9 protein-coding genes are annotated in these 10,606 nt (G+C 67.3%); 7 read left to right on the plus strand and 2 right to left on the minus strand.

What is annotated here, in order from left to right; genetic code table 11:
* The coding region (locus tag F3J15_RS35855) for a hypothetical protein (RefSeq protein ID WP_166897299.1) at positions 1 to 256 on the minus strand (256 nt) is incomplete at its 3' end.
* 1,070 nt (positions 257 to 1,326) lie between these two features.
* Between F3J15_RS35855 and F3J15_RS35860 the strand changes: the two genes are divergently transcribed.
* Complete coding sequence (locus F3J15_RS35860; RefSeq protein WP_166897302.1) at positions 1,327 to 1,464, plus strand: hypothetical protein; 138 nt, start codon at positions 1,327 to 1,329, stop codon at positions 1,462 to 1,464.
* A 121-nt stretch (positions 1,465 to 1,585) separates the two neighbouring features.
* Complete coding sequence (locus F3J15_RS35865; protein WP_166897305.1) at positions 1,586 to 3,232, plus strand: Nramp family divalent metal transporter; 1,647 nt, start codon at positions 1,586 to 1,588, stop codon at positions 3,230 to 3,232.
* Between the two features lie 128 nt (positions 3,233 to 3,360).
* On the opposite strand, the gene F3J15_RS35870 is transcribed toward F3J15_RS35865, so the two are convergent.
* Entirely contained in the window at positions 3,361 to 4,266 is a 906-nt protein-coding gene (locus F3J15_RS35870) for a LuxR family transcriptional regulator (RefSeq protein ID WP_166897308.1), read from the minus strand.
* A 283-nt stretch (positions 4,267 to 4,549) separates the two neighbouring features.
* Here F3J15_RS35870 and F3J15_RS35875 point away from each other — a divergent pair, with 283 nt between their 5' ends.
* From F3J15_RS35875 to F3J15_RS35895, 5 genes are all read left to right on the plus strand, one after another.
* Positions 4,550 to 5,398, plus strand: a complete 849-nt coding sequence (locus F3J15_RS35875; RefSeq protein ID WP_166897311.1) for an autoinducer binding domain-containing protein — start codon at positions 4,550 to 4,552, stop codon at positions 5,396 to 5,398.
* Between the two features lie 234 nt (positions 5,399 to 5,632).
* Positions 5,633 to 7,840 carry a type III secretion system export apparatus subunit SctV gene (gene sctV, locus F3J15_RS35880; protein WP_166897314.1) on the plus strand — a complete coding sequence of 736 codons (2,208 nt, stop codon included), beginning with the start codon at positions 5,633 to 5,635 and terminating at the stop codon, positions 7,838 to 7,840.
* Entirely contained in the window at positions 7,837 to 8,115 is a 279-nt protein-coding gene (gene sctS, locus F3J15_RS35885; RefSeq protein WP_006480854.1) for a type III secretion system export apparatus subunit SctS, read from the plus strand. The genes sctV and sctS overlap by 4 nt, the downstream gene beginning before the upstream one ends.
* Positions 8,115 to 10,157, plus strand: a complete 2,043-nt coding sequence (sctC, locus tag F3J15_RS35890; RefSeq protein ID WP_166897317.1) for a type III secretion system outer membrane ring subunit SctC — start codon at positions 8,115 to 8,117, stop codon at positions 10,155 to 10,157. The genes sctS and sctC overlap by 1 nt, the downstream gene beginning before the upstream one ends.
* The coding region (locus tag F3J15_RS35895; RefSeq protein WP_275692417.1) for an FHA domain-containing protein at positions 10,138 to 10,606 on the plus strand (469 nt) is incomplete at its 3' end. The genes sctC and F3J15_RS35895, both read left to right, overlap by 20 nt.

Here is a 10,606-nt window from a genome sequence, read left to right on the forward strand (position 1 = left end):
CGCCGACGCGCCACACCTGTGCGAAGCCGAGGCGCGACGCGGCCGAGCACAGCAGCGCGACGAGCGCGACCGCGGCGGCCATCACGGCGAACAGCAGGCAGTCGAGCGGGCGCGGCGCCGCCGGCACGTGGGCGAGCGCCGTGCCGCGCCAGTTGCTGAACGCGTGGGCGAGAGGCGAGAGGCCGGATACGAATGAGCGGTCGCATGCGAGATGCACGATGCGCTTGAGTCTGACCGCGAACGATTGAAGAAACATGACGCTGCCTCCGTCCGGTCCGGCTCGGGCCGGACGACGTGATCGAGCGCGGGCGCGTGACGCGGCCTGCGATCGGAGGGTGGAACGTAATGGAGCGTGCAACGGACGAACCGGCGATGGCCGGCCCGGAAGGAAGCGCGCTAACCCGACGAAATGCGAGCTAGCGGCGTAAGACATGCGTCTGGCTGCTATCTCGCGATGGCTTGGCCGGCCTGGACCGGCATCGAACTGCAACTAGAGCATGTGTCCACGGAGGGACTCCCTTGATGAATTGCGGCGGATTGTATTCGCGTCGTTTGCTGCAGCGCAAGTAAAAAACGCATAAAAGTGGCGCACGTTGTACGGGCACCTCGGCGGCGCGTTGCGGCGCGGAATGGACAGCGAAGGCGCACGACCGGACGTGCCGCCCCGTTGTTCATACGCATCGATCCCCGACCGTGTCACATGCCCTGAAAGGTTGCGCCGCGTGTTTCCAAGGGCAAATCTTTCAGTGCCGCAAGGCGGGAAATTTATTTCGAGAAATGGGGTTTGGAGGGGTTGACTTCACTTTCGGGCGGTCCATAGAATCCGCCATCTTCACTCTTGGGGCCGCCGCCTTGGACGCCTGCAGTAGTCGATCTTCGAACGAAATTTCCGCCTGAGCGACCGACGTCCGCGCCTCATCGAAGCCGCCGTTTGTCTCCCAGGCAAACGGTGCGCGCAGCAGTATTCCGCAGCAACTCCCTACGTGCACCCTGATTCGCGCCGGTTAGCGTGATGCGTTTTCGCATGCGCCCGCCGGTTTCACCGCCGCCTGGCAGGCGGCCGCGTTCGCGCACGCTTTTCCCGTGCTCGCGAATGCCGGCCCGCAGGCCCGATGGCGGTCAACCGTGTTCTCCGGAACACCGCACAGGAGCCGCCATGAACGACAGTGACAGTTGTCCCTTATGCCCGTTGCACGCACAGACCCTTTTGAACCCGGGTCGCAGGGACAATCCGGCCGACTAGCCTGACACGTCGTTCAGGCCCCGGACTGGCCCCGCACCCACGACGCGGCCGGCACGCCTGCCGTCGCCGCACGGAGCCAGATCATGAACTTCGGCCTTCTGCTGTCGAACCTCCCGCACGTCACGGAATCGCGCAACCACTACGACGCGATGCTGATGCTCGACGCCCGTCCGCGGGTGTTCTCCCGCCTGTTGAACCAGCTGAAAGCGTTGATCCACTGAACGACGCACCGAGCGCGTCTCGGCATGCGCACGTGCAACCGCCTGCGGGTAGGCGCCGCGTGCGCATTCCAAGGCCACACGCTCATCGCATCGAATAACCATTAGCCGTACGGAACACATCATGTCCACGCCATCCAACGTTTCTCCACCAATCGCCGCCGAACGCAGCGCCGTGCTCGACGAAGCCCACCTGGGCGACATCCGCGGTGCGCTCGGTACGATCGCGCATCACGACACCGGCTCGCGCGGCACGTGGTGGGCGCGTCTGCGCACGCTGCTCGCGATCATCGGCCCGGGCCTCATCGTGATGGTCGGCGACAACGACGCCGGCGCATTCGGCACCTATACGCAAGCCGGCCAGAACTACGGCACGACGCTGCTGTGGACGCTGCTGCTGCTCGTGCCCGTGCTGTACGTGAACCAGGAAATGGTGCTGCGCCTCGGTGCGGTCACGGGTGTCGGCCACGCACGCCTGATCTTCGAGCGCTTCGGCAAGTTCTGGGGCGCGTTCAGCGTGATCGACCTGTTCCTGCTCAATGCGCTCACCATCGTCACCGAGTTCATCGGCATCACGTTCGTGCTGGATTTCTTCGGGCTGCCGAAGGTGGCCGGCGTGTGCGTGGCCGCCGCGTTGACCATGGCCGCGGTGAGTACCGGCGATTTCAGGCGCTTCGAGCGGTTCGCGATCGGGCTGTGCGTGCTGAGCCTGCTGCTCGTGCCGGTGCTCGTGTCGATCCATCCGCCCGTCGCGCAGATGTCGCGCGATTTCTTCGTGCCGAACTGGCCCGCGCAAGCGAAGCTGTCGGACGTGATGCTGCTCGTGATCGGCATCGTCGGCACGACCGTCGCGCCGTGGCAGCTGTTCTTCCAGCAGAGCTACGTGATCGACAAGCGCATCACGCCGCGCTTCATGAAGTATGAGAAGGCCGACCTGTGGATCGGCATCGTGTTCGTGCTGATCGGCGCGGTCGCGATGATCGGTTTCAGCGCCGCGCTGTTCAACGGGCATCCGGAAGCCGGCAACTTCACCGATGCGGGCGGCATCATCGCCGGCCTCGAGAAGTATGCGGGCCGCACGAGCGCGACGCTGTTCGCGGTGGCGCTGCTCGACGCGTGCATCATCGGCGCGGCGGCCGTATCGCTGTCGACGGCCTATGCGATCGGCGACGTGTTCAAGATCCGCCACTCGCTGCACCGCGGCGTGTCCGATGCGAAGGGCTTCTATCTCGTGTATTTCGGCATCGTCGCGGCCGCTGCCACGCTCGTGCTGATTCCGGGCAGCCCGCTCGGCCTGCTGACCGAAGCCGTGCAGACGCTCGCGGGCGTGCTGCTGCCGAGCGCGACGGTGTTCCTGCTGGTGCTGTGCAATGACCGCCAGGTGCTCGGCCCGTGGGTCAACTCGACGAAGCTCAACGTGTTCACCGGCGCGGTGATCTGGGTGCTCGTGCTGCTGTCGATCATCCTCACGGCATCGGTGATGTATCCGGATATCAGCGGCGAAGCGATCGTCGACGTGCTGGTCGGCGGCACCGTGCTCGCGATCACGGGCTATATCGCCACGGTATTGATCCGCCGCAACAAGCGCGTGGTCGAGCCGGCCGTCGATCGCTCGTTGCGCGACACGTGGCGCATGCCGCCGCTCGACACGCTCGAGCCGCAGAACATGACGGTCGCGACGCGAATCTGGATGGCCGTGCTGCGCGGCTATCTCGTGATCGCGGTCGGTCTCGTGATCGTCAAGGTGGTGCAGATGACGCTGCTGAAGTAACGCAGGTCGTCTTCCAGGAAGCGGCGCCGGACCCGGCACCGCGCCGCAACCCGCACATGCCGGCCTTCGTGGCCGGCATGTGCGTTTACGCGTGCGGCGTGCGGCACGCCGCTCGCGCCGCGCGGCCGTCAGATCAGCTCGAGCTTCGACGTCAGGTACGTGAGCTGGATCCGGTTCGCGACGCCGAAGCGCTTGCGCAGCTTGCGCAGGTGATAGTCGACGTTGTGCGCGCTCGTGTCGAGGCGCCGGCCGATCTCCTTGTCGGAGGCGCCTTCGGCGATGCCGAGCAGCAGTTCCTGCTCGAACGGCGTGAGCCCGTTCACCGCACGCTCGCGCGACGTCGAGATCAGCTGCGGCGACGCGAACTTGTGCACCGACAGCCCGATCGACAACGCCTGCTCGATCGTCGCCGGCGTGATCCATTCGCGCGTGCGGCGCGGCGCGGTGAAGCTCATGAACGCATGCAGCCGCGTGCCGGGCACGGCCATCGAATACATGATGCCGCTGCACATCCCGTCGTCCTGCATCGTCTGCAGGAAGCCGTCGAGCGCGGCCGGCGTCACGCGCGGGCCGTCGTCGCGCTCGCGGTGTTCGCGGCGCAACTGCTGCAGGTCCCACACGATCGGCATGTTGCAGACGCGCGCGCCGAGCGTGCGCGGATCGATGTCGTGATGGTTGTGCCGCACGTAGTCGCCGCGATAGGTGGCCGGCGTGAAGGCTTCGTGCAGGTACAGGCTTTCGACCCGCTCGCGCGCGAATTCGAGCGCGAAGTACGCGAACGTCGAGAAGCCCGTCAGATGCAGCAGGCTCGTGACGATCCGGTTGCGCTCGGCCGTGCTCTGCGCGTGCGCGAGCGTATCGGCGACGCCGAGCTTCGGCGCGTGCGGCTGCGTGAGCCCGCCGTGCTTGACGTCGTCGCACCAGACGACCTGTACCGGGCGCTCTCGCCGGGCGTCCGGATGCGCGTCCAGCCCGCGCGACGGACGGGGAAAGGTTGGGGCGACCGCTTCTTCATGCAATGCAATGTCGGACATGAGCCATCCCTCGGAATCGACGCGCATCGCCTGGCGGCGGCCGTATCGTGTACGGCATTCGCGGCGGTGCGATCGAGCATCGTTTTGATAGGCGTCGATCGTCATCCCTGACGAAACGCGGGGGCATTGTACAAAAATGCGTGTATCCGCGTAATATGCCGTAATACTAATGGCGGCGAAAGGTTCATATTCGCACGCATATAACGACGACCAGAAAATCATAAAGAAAAGACCAGATCGTGACGGGGCGCAGTTTCACATATTGGGAAAGGGCGGGCTCCTCATGACACATGCTGACGGCGCACCACGCGTCGAATGGTTCTCACAAGCCGATATAACGGCTGCTGCCGCTTATTCGAGCGAATATCAGGCAATCGAACGCGACTTTTTTACCGGCATTCAAATTGCGCCCGGTAAATCCGACTTTGCACCGCTCGATTTCGCGCAATGCCATGCGCGATTGCGGCAAATCGGATTCAGCACGCTCGGTTACGGTGCGTACGAAATGATCGGGCGGCGCATCCTGTGTGCGCATCTGCTGCGCGATCTCGCTCCGGCGACGTTCATGCAGCCGTTCATCGAAGGCATGCTCTACGAAAGTGATCCGCGGTTCGCGCAGGTGCGGCAAAGCGGCTTTCCGGTCGCGTGGCGGCTCGACGAGATCGAAGCGGCCGCGCAGGGCAGCGGCGACCGCAAGGTGCTGGCGCTCGCCGGCCATCTGCGCGCGCATGCGATGAACAGCGGCGTGATCTTCGGCCTGTCGGCGCCGCGCCTCGACCTGCGTGTCGCGGTGAACGTGACGTCGGAGACGCACGGCACCGACTGGATCGACGATCGCGTGATCGGCGGCGCGCTGTCGGTGAGCCTCGCCGTGCATCGCGTCGCGCTGCCGTTCCTCGAGGCGCGCATCGCGCGCATGCGCGGCTTCGCGCTCGGCGACGAGCAGCAGCAGGTGCTCGACCGGCTCGTGCACGGGCTGTCCGACCAGGAGATCGCGAGCGCGCTGCGCACGTCGCTGCACAAGGTCGGCCACCACATCCGCTCGCTCGAAAAACTCTTCAACGTGCAGAACCGCGCGCAGCTCGCGTACCTCGCCGCACGGCGCCTGCCGTCTGACCTGACGTCCGCCTGACGCGCCCGCCGGCGGCCCGGCGCGCGATGGAAGCGGTTCCGGCGGCGCGTGCCGACATGCGCCGCCGGGTTTCGTAGTCCGATTCGATCGTCGCCGGAAAACGCGCTTTCACGCTACGAGGCGCCTCCCTTTTTCCGTCGTTCCCCGTCGCTACACTCGTCCCATTCAACGGTCCGTGCGACATGGGGCAGGGTTGCCCGTGCCGGCCGGCAATAACGACAGGACGACGGCACGATGGCAGAACCGAAGGCGCTCCCCCGCGACTGGCAGCGGTTGTTTTCCGCTGGCCGCGGCGTGTCCGGACGGCGTCTCGGGGGCGCGTCGCCACGCGCCGACCTGTTCCTCGCGACGTTCATCGTCGCCGTCGTCGCGCTGTTCATCCTGCCGCTGCCGCAGGCCGCGCTCGACGGGATGATCTCGCTGAATCTCGCCGTGAGCGTCGTGTTGCTGACGGTGTCGACCTACGTGCCGTCGGCGGTCAGTTTCTCGTCGTTTCCCGCGCTGCTGCTGTTCACGACGCTGTTCCGGCTCGCGCTGAACATCGCGTCGTGCAAGCTGATCCTGCTGCACGCGAACGCGGGTCACGTGATCGACGCGTTCGGGCGGCTCGTGGTCGGCAACAACGTCGTGGTGGGCGGCGTGGTGTTCCTCGTGATCGCCGTCGTGCAGTTCATCGTGATCGCGAAGGGGTCGGAGCGGGTGGCCGAGGTCGGTGCGCGTTTCTCGCTCGATGCGATGCCGGGCAAGCAGATGAGCATCGACGCTGACCTGCGCGCGGGCATCATCAGCGCCGACGAGGCGCGCGAACGCCGCGAGAAGCTCGAGCAGGAATCGCAGATGCACGGCGCGATGGACGGCGCGATGAAGTTCGTGAAGGGCGACGCGATCGCAGGCCTCGTGATCGCCTTCATCAACATCGTCGCGGGGATCGCGGTCGGCACGCTGATGCACGGGATGGATATCGGCGACGCGCTGCAACGTTACGCGATCCTGACGGTCGGCGACGGGATGGCGTCGCAGATCCCGTCGCTGCTCGTGTCCATCGCGGCCGGCATCGTCACGACGCGCGTCGCGACGCGCGATGCGCGGCAGCGCCAGCTCGGCGAACAGCTCGGCGAGCAACTGGGTGCGCATCCGCGCGCATTGCTGATCGCGGCGTTCGTGCTGAGCGGCTTCCTCGTCGTGCCCGGTTTTCCGAAATGGTCGTTCGCGCTGATCGCGCTCGGCCTCGGCGCGTTCGCGTTCTCGCAGCTCAGGCGCAAGACGGCCGCGCCGAGCTTCAACCTGATTCATGTCGCGGGGCGCGTCGGCGCGGCCGACGACGGCCAGCCCGCGAAGGTGTCGCATGCGGCCGGCGTCACGTCGCTGATCGCGGTGTCGCTGTCCGACGACCTGCGCACGAGCCTGAACCTGGCGCAGCTGCAGGCCGCGCTGTCGAGCGCGAAGGCGCGCGTCGACGCGGACATCGGCACGGTGTTCCCGCGCATCACGCTGAACGACGACGAAGGCGCGGCGGCCGGCACGTACCGGATCTACCTGCAAGACGTGCTCGCCGCGCAAGGCGCGCTGAAGCCGGGCTGGCTGCTGTGGGACGGTGTCGCGCCGCTGCCCGAGCGCGCGGAGCGTCAACCGGCCGAAGCGTTCGGCCCGTTCGCGACCGCGCTGTGGATCAAGCCCGACGGCGCCGCGCCCGACGGCAAGTGGCTGTCGAGCGAAAGCGCGCTCGCCGCGCACGTCGAGCAGATCGTGCGCCAGCATGCCGACGAGCTGCTCGGCATTCAGGAGACGCAGGCGCTCGCGCACCTGGTGCGCCGCGAGCACCCGGAGCTCGTCGGCGAACTGACGCGGCTCGTGCCGCTGCAGCGCGTGACCGAGGTGTTGCGCCGGCTGCTGGCGGAACAGGTGCCGATCCGCAATTTGCGCGTGATCTTCGAGAGCCTGATCACCTGGGCGCCGAACGAGCCCGACGACGTGATCGCGCTGGTCGAACTCGTGCGCGTCGACCTGCGCCGGATGATCACCGACCGCCATGCGGGCACGACGCGCCAGCTGCGGGTCGTGCTGTTCGAGCAGAACCTGCAGGAGCGGATCGAGCGTGCGGTGATGCGCACGAAGCAGGGTAATTTTCTTGCGCTGTCGAGCGCGGTCAAGCAGGACATCGGCGAGCAGGTGCGCGCGATCGTGCAGGCCGCGCAGGCGGCCGGCCCCGGCGGCCACGGCACGGCGCAGGGCGCCGCGCGGCTCGCGGTGATGGTCGCGCTCGGCGCGCGCCGCTACGTGAAGACGATCCTGCAGCCGGTGCTGCCCGACCTCGCGGTGCTGTCGTACCAGGAGGTCGAGGAGGACGTGCAGTTGCACACGATCGGCTGGGTCAAGAACCCGCCGGACGACGGGACGGTCGGCGCGGGCGCCGACGTGCGCGTGCCGGGAGCCGTGCAATGACGAGCTCGACGATCCTCGACCTGACGCGCCAGGCGCTGATGCTCGTGCTGCTGCTGTCGCTGCCGATCGTGCTGATCGCCACCGTGACAGGCCTCGTCGTCGCGATCCTGCAGGCCGTCACGCAGGTGCAGGACGCCAATATCGGCATCGCGGTGCGGCTGATCGCCGTGATGGTCGCCCTCGTGCTGCTGTCGGGCTGGCTCGGCGGCGAAGTGCTGCGCTTCGCGCAGCAGGCGCTGGAACGCATGTTCGTTTCTTCCACAGGAGTCCTTTGATGCGTCGACGCGTCGCCTCGATCCGGTTTCAACCGCGCAGCCTGCAACGGGCCGCGCTTGCCGTGTGCGCGACCGCGCTGCTCGCGGCATCGCTGTGCATGGCGCCCGCGCAGCCCGCGCGCGCCGCGGACCTGCGCTGGCGCAACAAGCCGTTCACGATCGTCGCGAACGGCAAGAAGATCGGCGACTTCATCCGCGAACTCGCGTCGTCGCAGGGCGTGACGGCGGTGGTCGACCCGAAGGTCGACGGCGTGATCAGCGGCCGGTTCTCCGGTACGCCGCAGCAGACGCTCGATACCATCTGCTCGACCTACGGCCTGACCTGGTACTACGACGGTTCGTTCCTGTACGTCGATCCGGCCGACCAGTCGCAGACGCAGATGATCCCGATTCCGCCGAATGCGTCCGGTGAAATCGGCCGCGCGCTGCAGGCGATGCAGATTCCCGACAAGCGCTACACGCTGGTGATCAACGACCGCGCGAACAGCGTGTACGTGGCCGGCCCGCGCCGCTATGTCGAACTCGTGCGGCAGGCGGTGGGCTCGGTCGGCGATCCGTCGGCGAACGGCGCGCATGCGGATATCCGCGCGTTCCGGCTCAAGTACGGCTGGGCGTCGGACTTCACGATCAACCGCTCGGGCAAGGAAGTGACGGTGCCCGGCGTCGCGACGATCCTGCGGCGGCTGTTCGGCAAGATCGGCGACACGACCGCGGCGCCGTCGAGCCCGTCGCTCGGGCAAGCCGCGCGCCAGGTGAAGCTCGGCTCCGGGCTGACGATCGCGGTGCCGCGGCTCGACTTCCCCGATATCTCCGGCGGCCCGCGCCAGGGCGGCTATGGCGGTGCGGACGGCAGCACGGGCGGCGGGTTCTCGCCGTTCTCGAACACCGGCGGCGGCGACACGCTGCCGCAGATCGTCGCCGACCCGGCGATCAACGCGGTGATCGTGCGCGACCTGCCGGAGAACATGTATCGCTACCAGTCGCTGATCAACCAGCTCGACGAGCGGCCGCGCATCGTCGAGATCAACGTGACGATCATCGACATCAACGAGGATTCGCTCGACAGCCTCGGGATCGACTGGCGCCTGCACACGACGCACGGCGACGTGCAGATCGGCAACGGCCAGAACCCGCTGAACGGCAACACGCAGTACAACGGTGTCGGCAACCCGCCGCTGACGTTCGGGATCGGCACGTCGGAAACCGGGCAGACGGGCACCTTCATGCCGACCGGCATCGCGCTGACCGCGTCGATCGGCGGGTCGCTGCGCAACTACCTGCTCACGCGCGTGAACGCGCTCGCGCAGAAGGGCCAGGCGCAACTGCGATCGAAGCCGAAGGTGCTCGCGCTCGACAACACCGAGGCGATCCTCGAGAACCTCACGCAGTTCTACGTGCAGGTGCCGGGCTACCAGGATTCGTCGCTGTACAGCGTGACGACCGGCACGAGCATCAAGGTGACGCCGATGATCGTCGACGAGGCGATCCGCAACGCGGCCGCCGTCTCGGGCAATCCGCAGAGCGTGATGATGTCGATCGACATCCAGGACGGCAACATCGTGCCGGGGCAGGCCGTGTCGAACGTGCCGGTGATCCAGCAGCGCAACATCGTCACCAAGACGATGATCGACGAAGGCAAGAGCCTGCTGATCGCGGGCTTCAACGACGACGAGGTGAGGCTGAACAAGAGCGGCGTGCCCTGGCTGTCCGACATTCCGCTGATCGGCAACCTGTTCAAGTACACCGACAAGTCGGGCAACCACATGGAGCGGTTCTACCTGTTGACGCCGCGCGTGGTGACGACCGCGTCGATGTACGCGCCGGACGGCTCGCCGGTGAACCCGGGCGCCGACGGTCCGGCGAACCCGGAAGGGATGTCGATGTACCGCCCGCCGGACAACGACGTTGCGGTGCCGCTGACGCCGAAGCCGCTGCCCGGCACGAAGTTCGGGCCGCCCGCGTTGCCGCCGCCCGTGGGCGCGGCGTCGCAGCCCGCGGCGGCGACCGCAGGAGTGGTCACCCATGTCGACGAGCATCATTGATCCGCACGGCGACGGCGCATTGCCCGGCGGCGCGGCAGGCGCAGGGGCCGGGTCGGCCGCCGCGCCCGCATCGCCGTGGAACCTGTGCTTCCTGAGCGGGCCGATGTACGGTCGCACGATGTCGCTCGCGCGCGGTGCGAACTGGGTCGGCACCGCGGCCGACTGCGAGGTGATCCTGCCCGATCGCGAGATCGGCGCGAAACAGGTGTGCCTGCAGGTCGGTGCGCTCGCGGTGACCGTGCAGAACCACGGCGGCGACGCCGGCGCGCCGGTGCTGTTCAACGACGAGCCGCTGGGCGCGGGCCGCCGCTCGCTGACGCCGCAGGACGTCGTGACGGTCGGCTCGATCCGGCTCGGCATCGCGCGGCATGCGCAGGCGAACGTCGCGCTGCCGGATGAAGCCGGCGTGCCGGACCCGGCGCGCGAGGCCGCGTGGCTCGGCTGGCTCG

This window comes from Burkholderia sp. Ap-955, assembly GCF_011753045.1.
GTDB classification, from domain to species: domain Bacteria; phylum Pseudomonadota; class Gammaproteobacteria; order Burkholderiales; family Burkholderiaceae; genus Burkholderia; species Burkholderia lata_D.

Excerpts from the sequence above, each read along its gene's own strand:
- sctV (WP_166897314.1), top strand. The coding sequence starts at position 5,633 with ATGGCAGAACCGAAGGCGCTCCCCCGCGACTGGCAGCGGTTGTTTTCC.
- F3J15_RS35875 (WP_166897311.1), top strand. The coding sequence starts at position 4,550 with ATGACACATGCTGACGGCGCACCACGCGTCGAATGGTTCTCACAAGCC.
- F3J15_RS35870 (WP_166897308.1), bottom strand. The coding sequence starts at position 4,266 with ATGTCCGACATTGCATTGCATGAAGAAGCGGTCGCCCCAACCTTTCCC.
- sctS (WP_006480854.1), top strand. The coding sequence starts at position 7,837 with ATGACGAGCTCGACGATCCTCGACCTGACGCGCCAGGCGCTGATGCTC.
- sctC (WP_166897317.1), top strand. The coding sequence starts at position 8,115 with ATGCGTCGACGCGTCGCCTCGATCCGGTTTCAACCGCGCAGCCTGCAA.
- F3J15_RS35860 (WP_166897302.1), top strand. The coding sequence starts at position 1,327 with ATGAACTTCGGCCTTCTGCTGTCGAACCTCCCGCACGTCACGGAATCG.
- F3J15_RS35865 (WP_166897305.1), top strand. The coding sequence starts at position 1,586 with ATGTCCACGCCATCCAACGTTTCTCCACCAATCGCCGCCGAACGCAGC.